At 65.0% G+C, this 20407-nt stretch carries 14 protein-coding genes; 5 read left to right on the top strand and 9 right to left on the bottom strand.

Annotation, left to right across the window (positions count from 1 at the left end; genetic code table 11):
- Positions 1-141: 141 nt before the first annotated feature.
- The 6 genes from U5A65_RS34355 to U5A65_RS34330 all read right to left on the bottom strand — a co-directional run bounded on the left by U5A65_RS34355 (position 142) and on the right by U5A65_RS34330 (position 9681).
- Positions 142-3474, bottom strand: coding sequence for an AAA family ATPase (locus U5A65_RS34355; protein ID WP_321949073.1), 3333 nt, complete (start codon positions 3472-3474; stop codon positions 142-144).
- A gap of 49 nt (positions 3475-3523) precedes the next feature.
- Positions 3524-4249, bottom strand: a complete 726-nt coding sequence (locus U5A65_RS34350; RefSeq protein WP_321949072.1) for a haloacid dehalogenase type II — start codon at positions 4247-4249, stop codon at positions 3524-3526.
- A gap of 108 nt (positions 4250-4357) precedes the next feature.
- Entirely contained in the window at positions 4358-6055 is a 1698-nt protein-coding gene (locus tag U5A65_RS34345; protein ID WP_321949071.1) for an ABC transporter ATP-binding protein, read from the bottom strand.
- A 9-nt stretch (positions 6056-6064) separates the two neighbouring features.
- Complete coding sequence (locus tag U5A65_RS34340) at positions 6065-7042, bottom strand: ABC transporter permease (RefSeq protein WP_321949070.1); 978 nt, start codon at positions 7040-7042, stop codon at positions 6065-6067.
- A 13-nt stretch (positions 7043-7055) separates the two neighbouring features.
- Positions 7056-8036: an ABC transporter permease gene (locus U5A65_RS34335; RefSeq protein ID WP_321939315.1), complete on the bottom strand. Its 981-nt coding sequence runs from the start codon at positions 8034-8036 to the stop codon at positions 7056-7058.
- Positions 8037-8079: 43 nt separating this feature from the next.
- Positions 8080-9681: an ABC transporter substrate-binding protein gene (locus U5A65_RS34330; RefSeq protein WP_321915789.1), complete on the bottom strand. Its 1602-nt coding sequence runs from the start codon at positions 9679-9681 to the stop codon at positions 8080-8082.
- 299 nt (positions 9682-9980) lie between these two features.
- Between U5A65_RS34330 and U5A65_RS34325 the strand changes: the two genes are divergently transcribed.
- On the top strand, positions 9981-11177 hold the full coding sequence (locus U5A65_RS34325; RefSeq protein ID WP_415766130.1) for an LLM class flavin-dependent oxidoreductase: 1197 nt from the start codon (positions 9981-9983) through the stop codon (positions 11175-11177).
- A 43-nt stretch (positions 11178-11220) separates the two neighbouring features.
- On the opposite strand, the gene U5A65_RS34320 is transcribed toward U5A65_RS34325, so the two are convergent.
- Positions 11221-12576: an LLM class flavin-dependent oxidoreductase gene (locus tag U5A65_RS34320; RefSeq protein WP_321949069.1), complete on the bottom strand. Its 1356-nt coding sequence runs from the start codon at positions 12574-12576 to the stop codon at positions 11221-11223.
- Between the two features lie 28 nt (positions 12577-12604).
- Positions 12605-13825 (bottom strand): acyl-CoA dehydrogenase family protein, encoded by a 1221-nt coding sequence (locus tag U5A65_RS34315; RefSeq protein ID WP_321949068.1) that lies wholly within the window; start codon positions 13823-13825, stop codon positions 12605-12607.
- A 296-nt stretch (positions 13826-14121) separates the two neighbouring features.
- Between U5A65_RS34315 and U5A65_RS34310 the strand changes: the two genes are divergently transcribed.
- From U5A65_RS34310 to U5A65_RS34295, 4 genes are all read left to right on the top strand, one after another.
- Positions 14122-15174, top strand: a complete 1053-nt coding sequence (locus U5A65_RS34310; protein ID WP_321949067.1) for an ABC transporter substrate-binding protein — start codon at positions 14122-14124, stop codon at positions 15172-15174.
- A 114-nt stretch (positions 15175-15288) separates the two neighbouring features.
- A complete protein-coding gene (locus U5A65_RS34305; protein WP_321949066.1) occupies positions 15289-16827 on the top strand; it encodes an ABC transporter substrate-binding protein in 1539 nt (512 codons plus the stop codon).
- Between the two features lie 42 nt (positions 16828-16869).
- Entirely contained in the window at positions 16870-17937 is a 1068-nt protein-coding gene (locus U5A65_RS34300; protein ID WP_321949065.1) for an aldo/keto reductase, read from the top strand.
- A gap of 18 nt (positions 17938-17955) precedes the next feature.
- Positions 17956-19152: an acyl-CoA dehydrogenase family protein gene (locus U5A65_RS34295; RefSeq protein WP_321949064.1), complete on the top strand. Its 1197-nt coding sequence runs from the start codon at positions 17956-17958 to the stop codon at positions 19150-19152.
- A 51-nt stretch (positions 19153-19203) separates the two neighbouring features.
- Here the strand turns inward: U5A65_RS34295 and U5A65_RS34290 are convergent, their stop codons facing one another.
- Entirely contained in the window at positions 19204-20166 is a 963-nt protein-coding gene (locus U5A65_RS34290) for a sulfonate ABC transporter substrate-binding protein (protein WP_321949063.1), read from the bottom strand.
- Positions 20167-20407: the final 241 nt, after the last annotated feature.

Genomic DNA, 20407 nt, shown 5'->3' with positions numbered 1-20407 from the left:
CAGTAGCGGGACGGCAAGCGCGAGACCGGATCGCCGCGTAAGCGGCGAACCGGCATGGGCAGACTAACGTTTCGGCGTTGGCCTGCCCATATGCTTTCCTGAGATACCGCGCCGCAGCGCCTGCGACGACCGCCTGGCGTTCTAGGCGAGCGTGTCGAGCCATTGCCTGGCTGCTCGCAGGTCCGCCGTTTCGAACCCCTCTGTGAACGATGCATACACTGGGGCGAGTGTCTCCCGCGCCTCACGCGCGCGTGCCGCTTGCGCATGAAGCGCTGCCAGGCTCAATGCCGCGCGAAGTTCGAGCGATCTGGCGCCCCGGCGGCGAGCGATCGCCATGGCTTCGTTGAAGTTCGCCTGCGCCGCGTCGCGGTCCACGGGTGCGACGCTCGAAAGCCCTGCGCAGAGCAGCGACAACTCGCCTTTGAGCCGATACAACTCGGGCTCGTGATAGCGTTCGTCCGACGTTTCGCAAACCGCTATTGCCTCGGCCAGCGCATGTTGCCCGGCGTCGCACAACCCCGCCTTTGCATAGGTTTCGGCCAGCAATGCCAGAAAGTACGAGCGGCCAAGGCGAGCACCGGTTGCTTCGTAGTCGGCGAGTCCGCGGCGAACTTGCGCAATCGCCTCCTCCTTTTCTCCGGCCTCCGATAGCGCCCAGCCGTGGAGCATGGTCGCCCACGCGAGAATCATGGGAAAGCCCTGCTCCGTCGCAAGGGCGATGGCGGCTTCGGCGCAGGCACGGGTTTGCGCAGTTTCTCGGCGTAATTGGTGAAGCTCAGCCTTGAAAATGAGCGTTTGGCCGAGACTGACCAGATCGTGCATCGAACGCGCGCGACTGATCGCTTGTTCAGCATGCCTTAGCGCTGCGTCCGGGTAGCCCCTATGCCAAAGGACGAGGCCCAGGCTGCCTTCGCCCACGCTGCGCGGATCCCGCCCGTGCGCAAAAATCTCTTCATCGAGCTGCCCTGAGTCCTGCAGTAACGATGATGTCGCCAGGCCGGCAAGGTGGGTATGCGCGCTGGAGAGCTCACCGAGCCTGAACAAGCTCATGCCGAGCAGATAATGCGCTTCCATGACTTGCGTGGGATTGTTCGCGGGCGCTGCCAGTTCGAGCAGCTGCTCGGCGATCTCTTTGGCCGTTTTATATTCCGCGCTCAACTGATAGAACATCCGCAAACCGGTTTGAACGCGGAACAAATGCGGTGTTCGCCCAGCCTGCCTGCACAGATCCAGCGCACGCGAATACGTCGCTTCCACATCGCGCGAAGCCCATCCTCTCGCGGCCATCAACACCGGCCCGATAGCAAGCAGCAACGTGAGTTCGCGATCGGCGCGTTCGGGCGTTTCCGGCATGCCCGAGAGCAGATCCAGCGCCATGCCAAGCTGGCGAAGCGCCTCGGCGGTAGCCGAACGTTGCCACGCCTGTTGACCGGCGCTCTGCAAATATTCGACCGCCTTCGGTACGTTGGCGCTGAGGCTATAGTGATGCGCGAGCTCGTTCCAGTAGTCCTTGAGACGGTCATGGAAAAGCGTCTCCATCGCCTGGCCGATGCGTGCATGCAAAAGCCGGCGCCGCTCGGCAAGCAGGGAGCCGCCCGCCACTTCCTGCGTCAAGGCATGCTTGAAGCCGTATTCCACCTCCGGAAACGCCGGTTGCTCGTAAATGAACTCCCCCGCTTGCAGACGTGACAAGCTCGCATAGAGCTCGTCGTCCGGCAGGTCGACGACATACTGGACAAGATTTGCCGGGAACGTCTTGCCAATCACCGCGAGCGTTTGCAACAACGCTTTGTCTGCGGCCTGCAGGCGATCGATACGCGCAGCCAGCACGCCCTGCACCGTAGTCGGAATATGTAGCGCGAGCGGCGCCGCTTCCATCCGGTAATGACCCGGTTCACCCACCAGCACGTGTTCTTCGGCCAGGGTCTGGACGACTTCTTCGATAAAAAACGGATTGCCTTCCGTTTTGTCGAGCACGTGCTGCTTGACCCCGGTAAGCGTTCGATCGTCGCCGACGAGCGCGCTGATGAGCCCTTGTGCATCGGCACGACCCAGCGGCTCCAGCGCCAACTGCGTGTAGCCGCTGCGCCCGCCCCACTCATGCTGATACTCCGGGCGATAGTTCAGCAGCAACAAAAGGTGCCCGCTCGATACGTGCTCGACCAGGTAAGCGAGAAAGGCTTGCGTCTCGCTGTCGAGCCATTGCAGGTCCTCGAACACCAGGACGACGGGTTCGTTCGCGCTCTCGCGCACGAAGAGATGCGTGATGGCTTCGAACGTGCGCTCGCGCCGGATTTGCGAATCCATTTGCGCGAGGGCCGGACTGGTTTCGCCAACCGCCAGCAGATGGAGCAAATAAGGCACCCCGTCCTCCAGCTTGCGTTCGAGGGCAAGCACACGGCCTGTCACCTTTTCGCGGCTTCGCCGTTCGTCGTCTTCCGCCGTGATCTGAAAGTAGTTTTTCAGCAATTCGATGAGCGGCAAGTACGCGAACGACTTGCCGTGCGAAACCGAGAAGGTCTCCACCACGAGGCAGCGTTTTAGCGCCGAGCGTTTGAACTCGTGAAAGAGCCGCGATTTCCCCACACCCGCCTCGCCCACCACGCCGACGATGCTGCATTGCCCGGCGCGGGTCGCATCGAGCGCCGCGCGCAATGTCTCGAGTTCGGGCGCGCGTCCGACGAATCGGGCCAGACCGCGCCGCTCGGCCACCTGAAGACGTGTGCGCAGCGCACCGGGCCCCTGCACCTCATACACGGCAAGCGGTTCGGCCACGCCTTTGACCTGTGTCTGCCCTAAGGCCTTGAACTCGAAATAGCCCTCGGTCAGCCGGTAAGTGGATTGACTCACCAATATCGACGCGGGCGTCGCAATGGCCTCCATGCGCGAGGCGATGTGGATCGCGTTGCCAACCGGGTCATAGTCCGCTTGCAAGTCGTTCTTGTGAATGGACCGCATGAGCACTTCGCCGGTGTGGACCCCCACGCGTATCTGCAGGGGAATGCCGCGCTCGAGGCGAATTCGGTCGCTATGACGGCGCATGGCTTGCTGCATTCTGAGCGCCGCATAGAGCGAGCGCTGCGCGTGGTCCTCGTGGGCGATCGGCGCGCCAAACAAGGCCAGAATGCCGTCGCCGAGCAATTTCGCCACGAAACCCTCGTAATGGTGGACGGCCTCCATCATCAATTCGAGGACCGGCGCGATCAGCCCGTGAGCCTCTTCCGGGTCCAGCCCGTAGATCAGTGCGGTCGAGCCGGCCATGTCCGCAAACAAGGCGGTAATCGTCTTACGTTCGCTGAGCGCTTTGCCACGGGCTTCGAGGGCCGCCTGCGCGGCGTGGATCTGCTCAGCCAGGTGCGAAGGCGTGTAATCGACCGGGGACGGGGGCGACGCAGTGTGAGCGACCTGGGTGCCGCACTGCTCGCAAAATCTCGCGCCCTCGCGGCATTCGAAGCCACAATTTGTGCAGCGCATATAGCCCCTGATCCCGAGAGACGCCCTCCATGGCAAATACCATTAAAGCTCAATCTATCGAGGCATCAAGCTGACTCGCAAGCTCGTTCAAATCGTCCACGACGAAGTCCCACGCTTGCTCCGCTTTCAGGTCCGTTTTCTGGCCGGGTCCATGCTCGGTCGGCCGCACGACGAACGCGGTCGAAAGACCGAGACGGCGCGCCGCGGCAAGGTCGCCGTTGTGCGCCGCGACGAGGCACAGTTCGGCTGGCGCAAGCCCCAGAATGTCTACCGTCTCGCTGTACACCTGCGGTGAAGGCTTGTAGGCGCGGACCACTTCGGCGCCGAGAATCGCGTCCCACGGCAAACCGGCGCGCTTCGCCATATCCACCATGAGCCGGATATTTCCGTTGGACAAAGGCGCGATGATGTAGCGGCGCTTCAGGCGGGTCAGCGCGCCGAGCGCATCCGGCCACGGATCGAGACGATGCCAGGCCAGGTTGAGTGCGTCGATTTCAACGTTTGTTACTCCGGCGATGCCGCTGCGTTCCAGCACCTTCACGAGGTTCTCGCGGTGCAGAACGTCGAGGCGCACGTATGGCCGTCGCCCGCTGCGGATTTCCTCCATCGAGGGCGAATACTCGCGACGCCAGGCATCGGCGAACTCGAAAGCGTCGAGTTGCGGCGCGTGGCGTTGCAGAAAAGCGGTGGCTTCTCTCGCCACACCGCTGCGCCAGTCCACGACGGTGCCGAACACGTCGAATACGAGGGCCTTGATATCGGTGGGCTTTGTCATAGGGGCCAGAATGGGCGGTTGATCGGACGCCAATCGGCTAAGGCGGCGCAGCGCTCATTGAAGCACTAGAAGCGCAACCTTGCTGCGCGATGTGCTTCTGCGCGCGCGTCAAGCCGCTTCGGCCTCCCGCTCGCGCCCCGGAATCGCGGCGAGCAACGTGCGCGTATATGCATGCCTTGGCGCGCGCCAGATGTCCTGATGGTCGCCGCTCTCGACGATCTTGCCCTGCTGCATGACGTGCACACGATCGGCGATATAGCGCACGACCGAAAGATCGTGCGAGATAAAGAGCATGGAAAGCCCCAGCTCGCGCTTGAGTTCGACGAGCAGATTGAGGATTTGCGCCTGGATCGAGACATCCAGCGCCGATACCGGCTCGTCGCAGATCAGCAGGGCGGGTTCGAGCACGAGCGCACGCGCAATGCCGATGCGTTGACGCTGGCCGCCCGAGAATTCATGTGGAAAACGCGCGAGCGCTGCCGCGGGAAGACCCACGCGCTCAAGCGCCAACCGAACGCGCGCGCGGCGCGCCGCCGCGTCGCCCTCGCCATTCACGGCCAGCACGGTTTCGAGAATATCGCCCACGGTGCGGCGCGGGTTGAGCGATGCATAGGGATCCTGAAAAACCATCTGCACCTGGCGCCGCCGGGGCCGCAACGCACGCTCGCGCAGCGCGACGAGATCGGTGCCGTCGAGCGCGATCGAGCCGCTCGCAACCGGCACGAGGCGCATGATCGCGCGCGAAAGCGTGGACTTGCCGCAGCCCGATTCGCCCACGAGCCCGACCGACTCGCCCCGGCCAATCTCGAACGACACGCCGTCTACGGCGTGAAGCGGCGGCGCGCCACGGCGCTGAGGGTACGCCACGCGCAGATCGCGCACGGCGAGCAGCGGCGCGGCGTGCGCCGCCCGCACGCCCGGCGCTGCGTGCTCGGGCACCTTGCGCGGCACCACCACGAAGCCGCCTTCCTCGCCCTCTGCTGGTGCCGTATGCCGGATTTCCGGCAAAGTCCACGACCGGTAGTGCAGATCGTCGGCCAGATTGAGCGAAGCGCTCAGGAGCCCTTGCGTATAAGCGTGACGCGGGTGCGCAAAGAGGTCCTGGGTAGGCGCTTCCTCTACCTTGCGCCCGGCCAGCATCACCGCTACGCGGTCAGCATGATCGGCCACGACGCCGAGGTCGTGCGTGATCAGCAGGAGCGACATCGACAGCTCGCGGCGCAGCGCGTCGAGCAGTTCGAGAATGCGCGCCTGGATGGTCACGTCGAGCGCCGTGGTGGGTTCGTCGGCGATCAGCAGGCGGGGGCGGCACGCCACGGCCATCGCGATCATCACGCGCTGGCGCTGCCCGCCCGATAGCTCGTGCGGGTAGTCGTCGAAGCGGCGCTGAGGCTCGGGAATGCGCACGAGATCGAGCAATTCGACGGCGCGCGCGCGGGCGCTCCGGCGCGACAGTGCTTCGTGCTGGCGCAGCGTCTCCACGACCTGCTCGCCGACCGAAAGCACCGGATTGAGCGACGTCATCGGCTCCTGAAAGATCATAGAGATCTGCTTGCCGCACAACTCGCGCACCGCCTTGGGCGGCAAGCCCAGCAGCTCGCGCCCTTCGAAGCGCACGCTGCCCGTCACGCGCCCGGGCTCGGGAACGAGCTGCATGAGCGAAAGCGCCGTAGCGGACTTGCCGCTGCCCGACTCGCCCACCAGCGCGAGCGTCTCGCCCGCCGCGATGTCGAAGCTCACGCCGCGCACCGCTTCGTGCGCCCCAAAATTCACGCGCAAATCGCGTACTTCAAGCAGTTGGCTCACGAGACACCTTTACGGTCGTTGCCGTTGCCGCGGATTGAGGGCCTCGGTCAGGCCGTCGCCGAGCAGATTGAGGGCGAGCACGGCGAGGACGATGGCCGCGCCGGGAATCGCCGTGAGATACCACGCCGTGCGCAGCGAATCGCGTCCGGCGCCGATCATCGCCCCCCAGCTCATGACATTCGGGTCGCCCATGCCGAGGAACGACAACGACGACTCGATCAGAATGGCGCTCGCCACCATGACCGAAGCCGTGACGATGACCGGCGGCAACGCATTGGGCAGGATCTCGCCAAAAATGATGCGCGTATTGCTGAACCCCTGGCTGCGCGCCGCCAGCACGAAGTCCGAGCGCCGCAGCGTGCGAAACTCAGCGCGCACGATACGGGCGACCGTGGGCCACGAGGCAATGCCGATGGCGAGCGCGATGACCACCACGTTGGGCCGCCCGATCGCCACGAGCACGATCACCAGCAAAAACGACGGCACGGTCTGGAAGAGTTCGGTGAGGCGTACCAGCGCGTCATCGATCAGACCTCCGAAATAACCGCCGATCGCTCCCACCAGCGTGCCGATCACAAGCCCGATGCCGGCGGACGCCGCGCCGATCAGCAGCGACACGCGCGCACCGTGCGCGATGCCGGCCGCTACGTCGCGCCCGAGCGAATCGGTGCCGAGCCAGAACTGCGGGTCGCTGCCCGGCCATTCGAACGGGCCTCCCACCATGTCGAGCGGGTCGCCTGGGTAGAGCCGCGGCGCGAGCACGGCGAGCACCACGAATGCGGCGAGCAGTGCGAGGCCGGCGCACGCCGATGGGTTGCGCACCAGCGCGCGCCAGAAAGCAAGCCCGGCGCGCCGTGCGGGCGCGCCTGCACGATCAGCGCCCCAGCGGCCAAGCAGCGCAAACGCCAACTGGCGCCGCCATGGCGAACCCTGGCTTGCGGCGGCGCTTCCGGCTTCAACCGGCAGATCCGGCGATTCGAAACTCATTGCGGTTCCTCCGTTAACTGACGCGCGGATCGAGCCACGCCTGCAGCAGATCGACCACGACGTTCGCGACGATCACGAGCAGCGACGACAGGAGCAGCACGCCCAGCAGCACACTGAAGTCGCGCGCGAGCACCGCATCGAGTGCGAGGCGGCCGAGCCCCGGCCAACTGAACACGGTTTCCGTCACGGCCGCGCCGCCAAGCAGCGTGCCGAAATGCAGCCCCACGAGCGTAGTGAGCGGCATCAGCGCGTTGCGCAGCACGTGCCGCAACGTTACGCGCCACGGATGCAGACCCTTGGCCTGCGCCGTGCGCACGAAATCCTGGCGCTGGACTTCGATCATCGCGGCACGCGTAATGCGCGCGTAGATCGCCACGAAGAAGGTGGCGAGTGTTGCCGCGGGCAGCAACACGTGACGCGCGACATCGGCGACATAGGCGAAGCCGTGCAGGTTCGCCCCGATCGTGACGTTGCCGCCGCTCGGCAGCCACCCAAGCCGGACCGCGAACAGAATGATGGCGAGCAGGCCGATCCAGAAGCCCGGCGTGGAATAGAACAGCAGCGCGCACACCGACAACACGCGATCGGGCCACTTGCCTGCCCAGTGCGCCATCACCGCGCCGAGCACCACGCCGACGACGAGTGCGAGCGAAAGCGCCACGCCCATCAGCAGCAAGGTGTTGGGCAGCCGCGAGAGGATCAGCTGCATGACGGGCATGTCGTAGCGCGGCGAATAGCCCAGGCTGAAATGCGCGAGATGCTTCAGATACGTCCAGAGCTGCACGAGCAAGGGCTGGTCGAGCCCGAACTTCGCGCGCAGCAGGGTCATCGTTTCCGTTGTCGCCGAGCCGGCCTCGCCCGCGATCACGTCGGCGGCGTCGCCCGGCATCAGCTTGAGCAGGAAGAAGTTGAGAATCACGATGCCGAGCACCGTGGGCAGCGCCTGCCAGGCGGTGCGGCGCAGGATCGTTTGCCAGCGAACGCTTCGGCTCATCGTTGGACTCCGTCGGGTGTTGCGGTGCGCATGGGGTGCGCAGTCAGGCACTGAGCCAGACATCGGCGAAATTGCCTTCCAGGCCCTGCGCGCTCACCGTGTGATCGTGCACCCGGCGGTTGGCGAGCGTGACCATGCGCGGCGCGACGAGATTGAGAATCGGCAGATCGCGGTAAACGGTCTGCTGAAACTGCTTGTAGAGGCTCACGCGCCGGCTTTCGTCGATTTCAACCGATGCCGCTTCGAGCAGACGGTCCGCTTCCGGGCTGCTGTAATGCGGCGCATTCGAGAACGGCACTCCGGGCCGGATATTTTTCGACCAGTAAAGACGCTGCACGCCCACAGCCGGATCGAACAGCGTGTTCACGCCGATGCTCGTGAAGTCGAACTGGCGGTCGGCGTAGACACGCTTGAGGAACGAAGGAAGATCCTGCGAGCGCACCGTGACATCGATCCCCACACGTGCGAGCGCCGATTTCACATAGCCGGCCTGGCGCTGGTACATGTCGCCGTATGGCAGGTAATCATGGGTGAGCTTGAAGCGCACGCCATCCGCGCCGCGCGGCTTGCCTGCCGCGTCGAGCAGCGCCTCGGCCGCGTGCGGGTCGAAGGCGTAGGGCGTGATCTGCGCGTCGTGATACGGCGAAGCGGGCGTGATGGGCGTGGGCGAGACATCCGCATAGCCATAGGCCACGGTCTTTTGCACGATCTGCGGGTTGATGGCGTGCGCGATGGCCTGGCGCACGCGCGGGTCCTTCAACACCGGATGATCGAGATTGAAATCGATCTCGGCCAGCGGCTCGAGAAAGCGATAGCCGCGCGTTTCGGTCACGAGCTGCGGCAATTGCGTGAGGCGCGGCAAGTCGGTGAGCGGCACGGGGTTCTCGCCGCCCAGGTCGAGCGCGCCGGTCTCGAACGCTGCCGAGCGCGCGGCCGGATCGGGAATGACCTTGTACACGAGCGCATCGATATAAGGCTTGCCGGCGTCCCAGTAGTCGGGATTGCGCTCGTAGACGATGCTCGCGCCCCGCGTCCACGACTTGAAGCGAAACGGCCCCGTGCCAATGGGCGCGTTGTTGTGCGGGTTCGTGAGCGGATCGCCCGAGGCGTACAGGTGCTTCGGCACGATGGGCGACTCACCCGCCGAAAGCGCCTTCAGCAGAAATGGTGCGGGCTTCGACAATTCGATGATGGCCGTGCTGGCGTCGGGCGTCTGCACTTTCGTCACGTTCGCAAAGGTACTGCGCCCGCGCGGGTGAATCGCCTTGAGCAGATCGACCGAGAACGCCACGTCCTCGGATGTAAATGGCTGGCCATCGTGCCAGCGCACGTTTTGCCGCAGCTTGAACGTGTAGCGCAGACCATCGGGGCTCACGGTCCATGCGGTCGCCAGTTGCGGTTGGGGGTGCAGGTCGAAGTCGTAGGAAAGCAGACCTTCCAGCACCTTGGAGCTTGCCGCGAGCGCGGGACCGGTAGTCTGGAAGATCGAGACCAGCACCGGCGGCTCGGGATTGATCAGCACGTTCAGCGTGCCGCCGCGTTTGCGCGTAACAGCGCCCTGGGCGCGGGCAAGCGCGGGCAGCCCCGCCGTGGCGGCGGCTGCGCCGCTTGCAATGAGAAATTCTCGACGGGTCAAACGTGACATGCTGATGCGTTCCGATATGAATGGGGCAAAGCGGGGCTCTGCGAAAGCCGGTCAATTCGCGCCGTGGCGACAGTTCTGCAATCGTAGCAACGGCCTTCTCGCGCGCTAACCAAGCGATGCTGCTATCCATATGAACTCACGCACCGAACCGCAAATGCGGCAGTGCGGCCACTCAATTGGAAAGCAGAAAAGCTTCTTTGTTATTCGCGCGCGGCGCGTGTTTAATCAATCGATTGAATGAACAACCAATTGATCAGCAAAGGCGCCCGGCGCCGCAACGAACTTCCAAGGTGTCTGTCTTGAGCGAAATTCCCGTGGCCGAGCCGCGCACATCTACCGCCGCCACCCCCTTCGTGCCTGTGGCCTCCCCCGCTGCCTTTGCCGATAGCCCGGTGGCGCGCGCGTTCGCGCAGCCGCTCATGCTGGGCCTGTTCCTGCCGATCCAGGCTGGCGGATGGAGCGCGTCCACGCTGCCGCGCAGCACGGACTGGTCGTTCGACTACAACGCCGCGCTCGTGAAAAAGTGCGAGGCGCTCGGCTTCGATCTCGTCTTCGCCCTGTCGCAATGGCTGCCAAAAGGCGGCTATGGCGGCGTGTTCGACGGTCACGCGCTCGACTCGTTCATGACGCTGGCCGCGCTGACCGCGCGCACCGAGCGCATCATCCTGGCGGCGACGACCCACGTGCTCTACGGGCCGTGGCACCCGCTGCACTTCGCCAAGTTCACGGCCACGCTCGATCACATTTCGCGCGGACGTTGGGGCATCAACGTGGTCACGGGGCATCGTGCGGTCGAACACGAAATGTTCGGCTGGAACCGCATCGAGCACGACCGGCGCTACGAGATGGCCGCCGAATTTCTCGACGCCGTGCAGCAGTTGTGGGCGCAACCGGATAACTTCAGTTTCGAGCCTGAACTCTCGGGATGGCGGCTGCAAGGCGCGTTCGTGACGCCCAAGCCGTGCTACGGACGCCCGCTGCTCATCAACGCGACGGGCTCCGATGCGGGCATCGATTTCGCCGCGCGTTACTCGGATGTGGTGTTCATCACGAGCCCGGCCGGCCCGCAGATCGATCGCGCGCTGGAGGCGCTGCCCGCGCACGTCGTACGCGTCAAGACTGCGGCGCGCGCGTATGGACGCGAGGTGCGCACGCTGATCAATCCGATGGTGATTTGCCGCGAGACTTCGGCCGAGGCGCGCGACTATCACGACGCCATCGTCGCGCACGCCGACGAAGGGAGCTTTCACCGTTTCGACAGCGACGCACACGCATGGCGAGGCGGTTTCGAAGATCGCGCAAAGGCGGCCTCGCGCGCTGTGGGCGGCAACATTGCGATCGTGGGCTCGCCCGAAGAGGTGGCCGACAAGATCATCAAACTTCACGCGGCGGGCATCGACGGCGTGCAGTTGAGCTTCTACGATTTTCAGCCCGACCTGGACTTCTTCGGCGAACGCGTGCTGCCGTTGCTGCACGAGGCGGGGTTGCGCCGCTGAAGCAGTGGGTACGCGGCACCCGAAGCACCGCGTACCCACTGCTTCAGGCGTGCTGCAGCGCCGCGCCCGCCGCCGCCTCGCGACCGCCCGGCCGTTCGAGCCCGAGATGCGAGCGCAAGGTGTTGCCCTCGTATTCGGTTCGAAAGAGTCCACGGCGTTGCAGGATCGGGACCACGCCATTCACGAATGCTTCCAGCCCGTCCGGCAGTGCGTCGGGCATGAGGTTGAAGCCGTCGGCGGCCTCGCCCGTGAACCAGTGCTCGATATCGTCTGCGATCTGCTCTGGAGTGCCAACGATCACGCGATGGCCGCCGCCGCCCGCGAGCGAGCGGATCAGCTCGCGTACCGTGTGGCCGCCTCGCCGCGCCTCGGCAATCGTCGCGTGAAAGAACGTGTGATTGCCGTTGCCGCCGCCCGGCAGCGCGAGGTTATCCGGCAGGCGCGCGTCGAGTTCGAGCTGATCGGGCGAAAGGCCCAGCGTGCCGGCGAGGCGCGTGAGGCTGTAGCGCCACGGAATCTGCTCGACGAGTTCGTCGCGACGCCGCAATGCCTCGGCCTCGGTCGCGCCGATAATGGTGGTGAGACCCGCCAACACCTGCACGCCCTGGGTTCGCCCGTATGCGGCGGCGCGCGCGTTGAGATCGCGCCGGTACGCGGCCGATTCCTCGAACGATTGCGATGCGGAGAAGACGGCCTCCGCGTGACGCGCGGCAAGATCGCGGCCGTCGCCTGAGCCGCCCGCCTGCACGAGCACAGGATGACCTTGCGGCGCACGCGGGAGGTTCAGCGGCCCCTGTACCTTGAAAAAGCGCCCCTCGTGCGCAACAGGCCGCACCTTCGTCACGTCGATGAAGCGCCCGCTTGCCTTGTCGCCAATGAAGGCGTCGTCCTCCCAGCTGTCCCAGAGCGCCTTGACGAGTTCCGTGAACTCGGCGGCCCGCGCATAGCGTTGCGCGTGATCGGGCACCGCGTCGTGGCCAAAGTTGCGCGCCGAGGGCAAATCGGCCGTCGTCACGACATTCCAGCCCGCACGGCCACGGCTCACATGATCGAGCGTGGCGAAGCGGCGCGCGATATTGTAGGGCTCGTTGTAGCTCGTCGAAGCCGTGCCGATCACGCCGATATGCGTAGTCGCCGCGGCGATGCTGGCGAGCAGCACAGTGGGCTCGAGCGCCGTAATCGGACGGAAGTCGATCTGGTCGATGATCGCGGCATTGTCGGCAAGAAACACCGCATCGAACTTCGCGCTTTCGGCAAGTTGTGCGACACGCACATAGTGCCCCACGTCCACGAATGCGCGAGGATCGGCTTCGGCCAGACGCCAGGCGGACGGCACAAAGCCCGAATGCAGGATATTGACGTTCAGATGCAACTGGCGCGACGCTTCGGTTCGGCTCATCTCGTGGCCACTCCTCGAATCATGGATTTCAGAAAACGCGGCCTTCGGTGAGGTGCGTCGTCACGCCGTTCAAGGCGTAGTCGCCCACCACGCGCGCCTTGTGCAGCAGCGGGTTGTGACTGAAGATCGTGCGCAGGTTGCGCCAGTGCCGGTCGAAATTGTGCGCACGCGAAGTGGCCGAAGCGCCACCCGCTTCGAACAGGCGCTCGCCCGCTTCCAGCGCGAGCTTGCTGACCACGAGCTGCGTGCGCGCCGTGGCCAGTGCCCCTTCCAGCACGAGTGCATCGGCGTCTGGCGCACCCGCGCGGATCGCTTGTGCCGATCGATCGAGCGTGCGGGCGTTCTCGCGCACGAGCGCATCGATCGCATGGCTATGCGCGGAGAGTGTGCCGACGATCTGCTGGATGAACGCATCTTCGCGCGCGGAGGGCACCGTGCTGTGCAGCACGGGCCGCCCGTGCTCCAGCACGTAGCGCTTCGCATCGGCAACCACGTTGCGAACGATGCCCGCCGCCACCGCCACCAGATGGAGTTGGCGCAGCGCGCCGCCATGACGGCCGGCAAGCGTGGCGAGGCCCCGTTCCGTGATCTCGTCCGCCCGTACCAGCAGATTCTCGAACACGAGACTGCCGCTCGCCGTCATGCGCTGCCCCATGCCGTCCCAGTCGTCGAGCACCGTGAGCCCATCACGCCGGACCGGCACGATCGCCACGACCGGCTGGCCCTCGTCGTTGAGCACGCTCAGGCGCGCATAGTCGGAAAAGGCCGTGCCGGTCGAATAGTACTTGCGGCCGTCGAGCCGATAATCCTTGCCGTCGCGCCTGAGCGCCGTGGTGTATTCGCCCGGACGCGACGTACCCAGCTCGGTCGAGGCGCCGCCGAAAATCGCACCGTCGATTACACGCCGAATCTGCAAATCGTTGAACGGCGTGCGCGCCGAGAGCAGCAGCGCTTCGGTCTGGTCGTAGTGAATGCGCAGCGCGTGCGCGAGATTGCTGTCGGCGGCGGCCAGCGCGGCGATCACGTCGAATTCGTCCACGAGCGAGCCGCCCAGACCGCCCCATTCCACCGGCAACCTGAGGCGCCCCAACCCCGAGCGGCGAAACGCGTCGAAGCCTTCGAAAGGCAGTTCGCGGCGCCCTTCGCGCGCCGCTGCGTCTTTGCCGATTTCGTTCGCAAGCGATGGCAAGTTGGCGAGCGCGTCCTGCAACGACAAATTCGGCGAAAGTTCAGTGGGAAGTGCGGACATTGAGTTTTCCTTTTCGTCAGGCCTCGAGGCGTTTGGCCAAAAGGGAAAGTATAGGGAGCGCATTGCCCGCGACTAACCACGGAATTCGCATTTTGTTATTCGTCTGTCTGCGTTGGCCTGCATTGTGCGCATTCAAGCAGCATGACGTTGCGGCCAAAGCAAATCACGCTGGCGCGGGGACCTATTTCACGAATCGTTCTTTGACCACGCAGCAAGCGCTTGCCGATAATCGTTCGCTCCAGTCTGCCCGCGCAGACGCTATGCGCCGAGTGCCCATTCGCGACCGAGGAATCTTCATGACGCTTCTCTGGTACACCCGTTGCCCTGCACCGACGCCATTTGGCATTGCCGCGCAGCAAGGACTGCTGCAGGAGGAGTTCGCTGCCGACGGCATCGAGGTGAAGGCGTTGCAGGACGCCGCCGATCCGTCGATTCGCCGCTCGCACTTCACGCATACGCAGCCATGGTCGTTTCGCCAGGGCGGCAACATTCCAGCGCTGTGGGCACGAGCGCAAGGCAGCGACACGCGGCTCATCGGCGTGAGCTGGGTCGACGAGTTTCAGGCGCTCATTACACTCGATCCGCGCCTCACGCCAACACGCGCCTCGCTCGCCGGCCGTCGATTCGGATTACCGATCAATCACGCCGCCGAAGTGGTCGATTTTCACCGCGCCACTGCGCTGCGCGGCTTTCACACGCTGCTCGAAGCCATCAGCGTCTCACCTGGCGATGTCGAACTGGTGGATCTGCCGCATGCGCCTCGTGGTCTTGCGCACGCGAAACCGGACGAATCGGCACCGCTTGCCGAATGGCTCGATGCGCAGCGCGCTCACGAATATTCACGCGAGGCCGCGGCGCTCTTGCGCGGCGAAGCCGACGTGGTGTTCGTCAAGGGCGCGACGGGTCTCGACATCGCCAACGTAATTGGCGCGCGCGTGCTGGTCGAAATCGGCGCGCATCCCGATCGCCGCGCGCATGCGAACAACGGGACGCCGCGCCCGCTTACTGTTGACGCCCAACTCCTGCGCGAGCGTCCCGACCTCGTCGAACGCGTGCTCGCACGCACGCTCGACGTCGCCGCGTGGGCCCATGCGCACCCCGGCGAGGTCACGCGTTATGTGGCGCGCGAAGTGCGCAGCGCCGAGCACTGGGTGACGCGCGCGTATTGCGCTGGCTTGCACCGGCAACTGGCAATCGGGCTGGATGCCGGGGCGCTCGGTGCGCTCGAGCACTTCAAGCGCTTTCTCTTCGAGCACGGTTTTATCGCAGCCGATTTCGACTTCGCACAATGGGTCGATCCGGCGCCGCTCGAGGCCGCGCTGGCGCGTCGTGCGGCGTTCGCCCGCTAACTCGTGAAGCGTGGCCCTTTGCGCTCCCAACTTTCTGATCGCCTTTTTGCCTAATCGATGATTCCTCTCCTCCTGCGCACGTCGGCACGTCGTATCGTTCTGCTGGTTCTGGTCATGGCGAGCGTCATCGCGCACGTCGCCGCGCACGCTCAAACACGCGGCGGCACGCTCAATTTCGTGGTGATGCCGGAGCCAACGGCGCTCGTGGATGTCGCCACGACGGCCGTGAATGTCCTCAAGGTCAGCCCGAAAGTGGTTGAAGGGTTGCTCGACTACGACTTCGATTTGAAGCCGAAGCCGCTGCTCGCCACTTCATGGGAGATCGAGGATGGCGGCCGCCGCTATGTGTTTCACCTGCGGCACGGCGTGAAATGGCACGACGGCGCGCCGTTCACTTCGGCCGACGTTGCGTGGTCGATCGACTCGCTGCGCAAGGTGCATCCGCGCGCGCGCACCACCTTCGCGAACGTCACCGCGATCGCCACACCCGACCCCTATACGGTCGTGCTGACGCTCAGCGAACCGACACCGTGGCTGATTCGCGCGTTCTCGGCCTCGGAAACGCCGATCCTGCCGAAGCACATTTACGAGGGCAAGGACGTGCTCGCCAATCCGGCCAATAATGCGCCCATTGGCACCGGTCCGTTTCGCTTCGTCAAATGGGTGCGCGGCAGCTACATCGAATATGCGCGCAACGACGATTACTGGAACGCAGGCAAGCCGTATCTGGACCGCATCATCGTGAAGATCATCGCCGATCCCGCCGCGCGTGCAGTGGCGTTCGAGGACGGCTCGGTCGATCTCGCCGGCGATACGCCTGTTCCGCTCGCCGACCTCGATCGCCTCAAGGCCAACCCGAAGCTCGGTATCGAAACACGCGGCTACGAATTTCAGGCGGGCGTGGCGCGTATCGAGTTCAATCTCGACAATCCCGTGCTCGGGCAATTGAAAGTGCGTCAGGCGATTGCCTCGGCGATCGATCGCGAAGTCATCCGCAAGGTCATCTACTACGGCTACGCCACGCCCACCGCGAGCCCGCTGATGCCGTCGAACCGCTACTACGACGCGGCGCCCACGCCCTACCCGTTCGACGTGGCGCGCGCGAACCGTCTGCTCGACGAGGCCGGTTATCCGCGCAAGGCGGACGGCACGCGCTTCGCGCTCACGCTCGACCCGCTGCCGATTGGCGACCTGCCCGCGCGCACGGGCGAGTACATCAAGTCGGCGCTCGCGCGGGTGGGAATCGCCGTGACGATCCGCAATCAGGATCTTGCCGCCTATTTGAAGCGCGTTTATACCGACCGGCAGTTCGATTTCACCGTGAACGGCATGAGCAATCTGTTCGATCCGGTGGTCGGCGTGGCGCGCTTGTATACGACCGACAATTTCCGCCCCGGCGTGCCGTTCACGAACGGCTCGCACTACAGCAACCCGCAAATCGACAGCCTCTTTGCACAAGCCGCGCGAGAAAGCGATGAAACAAAGCGCAAGCAGCAGTTCGCGCAAATCCAGCGTATTCTGGAGCGCGATCTGCCGGATCTGAATCTCGTCTCGCCGCAGTGGGTGACGCTTGCCTCGAAGCGCGTGCACGACCACTCCATTTCACCCGACGGCACGGCCGCGAGTTTTGCCGATGTCTGGCTTTCGCGGTAAGCGCGCTCACGTCGCACTGATTGCATGAACAAAGGAAAATCCATGGAATACCGGCAACTTGGCCATAGCGGCCTGAAAATCTCCACGCTCACGCTGGGCACGATGATGTTCGGCGGACAGACCGACGACGCCACGGCCGAACGCATCATCGGCGCCGCGCAGGAACAAGGCGTGAATTCGATCGATACTGCCGACGTCTATCACCAGGGTGAATCGGAGCGCGTGGTTGGCCGCCATATTGCACGGCAGCGCGACCGCTGGGTGCTCGCCACGAAGTTCGGCAACCCGTTCGACTTCTCGCCCGGCAGCGGCAGCCGCGACATCAACGCAGCCGGCGCGTCGCGCAAGCACGTGATCCGCGCGGTCGAAGCGAGCCTGGCCCGCCTCGGTACCGATTACCTGGACCTCGTGTATCTGCATCGCGAGGACCACCACACCCCTGTCGAGGAGACGGTACGCGCGCTGGGCGACCTGATCGCGGCCGGCAAGCTGCGTCACTACGGTCTGTCGAATCATCGCGCATGGCGTATTGCCGAGTTCAGCCGTGTAGCCGATTTGCTGGGCGTGCCGCGGCCCGTCGCGAGCCAGCCCCTCTACAACCTCGCCAATCGCCAGGTCGAGGCGGAGCAGTTGAGCGCCGCGTGGCACTATGGACTAGGCGTGATTTCGTACAGCCCGCTCGCGCGCGGCGTGCTGACCGGCAAGTACGAACCCGGCGCCCAGCCCGGCGCCGACACGCGCGCGGGACGCCAAGACCGCCGCCTGAACGAGACTGAATGGCGAGCGGAGACGATCGAACTCGCGCGGCGTGTAGAGGCGCATGCGCACGCACGCAAGCTCAGCGCTGCGCAATTCGCGCTGGCGTGGGTGCTTAATAGCCGCTATATCACCTCGGCGATTGCGGGGCCGCGCACGGAGGCGCAATGGCGCGATTATCTGCCCGCGTTGCAGTACCGTCTCGATGAGGATGACGAAGCATTCGTCGATTCGCTCGTGGCGAGCGGCCATCCGTCGACACCGGGATTCAATGACCCGGGCCACCCGTTCTTCGGCCGCATCGTGCGCCATGGCGCTGCACCCGACCCGCGTGCGCCGGGCAGCGAACGTTAAACGCACAGGGAGTGCACCGTGAACGCATTCACGCCAGACGCCACGCTCGCGCGCGACGACGATCAGGCGGCCGCGTTGATCGAGCGCGCGGCGCTGCTGGGCCGCGCGTTTGCCGCCGTGGCCGACGAGCATGACCGCGACGCCACCCCGCCGCTCGAGCAGTTCCGCGCGTTGCGCGAAGCGGGCCTGCTTCGCGCGAATATCGCGCGCCGCGACGGCGGCTTCGGCGCCGGGCTCGCGCTAGCGCGCGCCATAGTCGCCGAAGTGGCCTATGGCGACCCGTCGGTGGCGCTCATTCTCTCGATGCACTACAGTCAGCACGCCATGATCGCGCACGACGCGCGCGAGAACACGGGCCACTGGCCCGCAGCGCTCGCGCGACGCCTCACGCGTGCGAGCGTGGAAGGCCGCGCGCTCGTCAACGCGGCCCAGGTCGAGCCGGCGCTCGGTTCGCCCTCGCATGGCGGCCTGCCCGAGACGCTCGCGCGCCGAGAAGGCGGCACGTGGCGCATCACGGGCCATAAGCTCTATGTGACGGGCGCACCCTTGCTCGCGTGGATCAACGTGCTCGCACGCACGGACGAGCCCGAGCCGCGCCTCGGCCATTTCCTCGTGCCCCGCGAGGCGGCGGGCGTGCGCATCGTGGAGACCTGGGACCCGCTCGGCATGCGGGCGAGCGCGAGTCACGACGTGGTGTTCACGGACGTGGCGATTCCCGTTGACGATGTTGTCGGCTTGCGGCCGGCCCATCTCGGCGTGCTGCGCGATCCGCATGCCACGGCGTGGTACTTCAGTCTCGTCGGCACCGTCTATGACGGCGCGGCGCGCGCGGCCCGCGACTGGCTGCTCGCCTTCCTCAGTGAGCGCAAACCGGCCGCGCTCGGGGGCGCGGCGCTGGCCACCGTTCCCATCGTGCAGGAAAACGTGGGGCGCATCGAGATGCGGCTGGCTAGCAACGACTGGCTGCTGCGCACGCATGCCGAGGCGATCGACGCAGGCACCGCGCCCGCCGAGCTGTCCGCCCTCGTCAAGCACGACGTGGTCGACAACGCCATTCAGGCCGTTGAGATCGCGCTTGAACTCGCGGGCAACCATGGGATTGCGCGGCACAATCCGCTCGAACGCCATCACCGCAATGTGCAGTGCGCGCGTATTCACGCGCCGTCCAATAGTTTGCTGCGGAGCATGGCCGCGCGCCGCGCGCTGGGCGTGTGAGAAAACCCCGTCGCGCGAGTTGCGGCCGGGGTGGATACGTTGTGCCGAGCGCTAGACGATGCCCGGCGCAGCCGCTTCCAGCACGTTCACGCGTTTTGGAATCAGCTTCAGGTCGAAGAACGCATCGGCGATCTGCTGCTGCTCCGCAAGAATGGCTTTCGTGATAGGGCCTGTGCCGAACTGCACGCGTGCGATTGCCTCGCTAGCCGCATCGTTCGGCAGACCCCACAACTGCGCGAGCTGGGTGGCGAGCGCGGCCCGGTTAGCCTGCCCCCATTGGTCGATCTGGCTCAATTCGTCGATGAGAATTTTGATGACATCGGGGTTCTGCTTCGCGTAGCTGAGCGACGAGAAGTAGTAGGCGCGGTTGCCGACCACGCCGCTCGCGTCGGCGAGAATGCGCGTGTCGAGGGTTTTTTGCGCGGCGGCGAGGAACGGGTCCCAGATCACCCACGCATCGATGGAACCGCGCTCGAACGCCGCGCGCGCGTCGGCGGGCGCAAGGAACACGACTTTCACGTCGCCATACTGGATGCTGTGCGCTTGCAGCAGCTTCACGAGAAAATAGTGGACGTTGCTGCCGCGATTGAGCGCAATCGTCTTTCCCCTGAGATCCGCCACACTGCGTATCGCTGAAGCGTGAGGCACCAGCACCGCTTCCGACTGCGGGCGCGGCACCGTGGCCGCGACGTAGGCGAGCGGCGCACCCGCTGCCTGCGCGAAGATGGGGGGCGCCTCGCCCACGTCGCCAAAGTCGATCGAACCCACGTTGAGCGCTTCGAGTTGCACCGGGCCTGCGTCGAACTCTGTCCACGTGACGGAGACACCAAGCGGAGCGAGCCGCTTCTCGAGGGTTCCACGTCCTTTCAGAAGACTCAGATAACCTTTCTGATTACCTACGCGCAGCGTACGCGCTGCGCTGGCCGCGCGCGCGGGTCCCGCGCTGAGCATGGGCAACGCGGCGAGCGCAGCGGCTCCCGCTGAGATGCGAATGAAGTGACGGCGTGCGTTCATGCCCGGTTGTCTCGACGTGAGGTCGACAGTGAATAAGGAAGAAGCCGATGTTATAAGCCGCGCGGCGCAGCGAAAACCATCAAATCCTGCGTTTCTAATTCTCGCCGCAGATAACCGTATTGCTTTGCGTTCTATGTCACCAGTCGATATGTAAATCTCGATTTAATATTGGCCGCCCCAAAGGCTCACAACCATAATCGGCCTTCCCAGACCGCGAGGGCCTTCATCGTGATAAATAAAT

Origin of the sequence: Paraburkholderia sp. J10-1, assembly GCF_905220165.1 — a bacterium.
Classification (GTDB): Bacteria; Pseudomonadota; Gammaproteobacteria; order Burkholderiales; family Burkholderiaceae; genus Paraburkholderia.
This window is presented reverse-complemented; position numbering and strand designations above follow the sequence as displayed.

Bases quoted from the DNA above. Each gene is read 5' to 3' on its own strand.
- U5A65_RS34350 (WP_321949072.1), bottom strand. From the start codon at position 4,249: ATGACAAAGCCCACCGATATCAAGGCCCTCGTATTCGACGTGTTCGGC.
- U5A65_RS34305 (WP_321949066.1), top strand. From the start codon at position 15,289: ATGGCGAGCGTCATCGCGCACGTCGCCGCGCACGCTCAAACACGCGGC.
- U5A65_RS34300 (WP_321949065.1), top strand. From the start codon at position 16,870: ATGGAATACCGGCAACTTGGCCATAGCGGCCTGAAAATCTCCACGCTC.
- U5A65_RS34335 (WP_321939315.1), bottom strand. From the start codon at position 8,036: ATGAGCCGAAGCGTTCGCTGGCAAACGATCCTGCGCCGCACCGCCTGG.
- U5A65_RS34290 (WP_321949063.1), bottom strand. From the start codon at position 20,166: ATGAACGCACGCCGTCACTTCATTCGCATCTCAGCGGGAGCCGCTGCG.
- U5A65_RS34320 (WP_321949069.1), bottom strand. From the start codon at position 12,576: ATGAGCCGAACCGAAGCGTCGCGCCAGTTGCATCTGAACGTCAATATC.
- U5A65_RS34330 (WP_321915789.1), bottom strand. From the start codon at position 9,681: ATGTCACGTTTGACCCGTCGAGAATTTCTCATTGCAAGCGGCGCAGCC.
- U5A65_RS34310 (WP_321949067.1), top strand. From the start codon at position 14,122: ATGACGCTTCTCTGGTACACCCGTTGCCCTGCACCGACGCCATTTGGC.
- U5A65_RS34315 (WP_321949068.1), bottom strand. From the start codon at position 13,825: ATGTCCGCACTTCCCACTGAACTTTCGCCGAATTTGTCGTTGCAGGAC.
- U5A65_RS34340 (WP_321949070.1), bottom strand. From the start codon at position 7,042: ATGAGTTTCGAATCGCCGGATCTGCCGGTTGAAGCCGGAAGCGCCGCC.
- U5A65_RS34355 (WP_321949073.1), bottom strand. From the start codon at position 3,474: ATGCGCTGCACAAATTGTGGCTTCGAATGCCGCGAGGGCGCGAGATTT.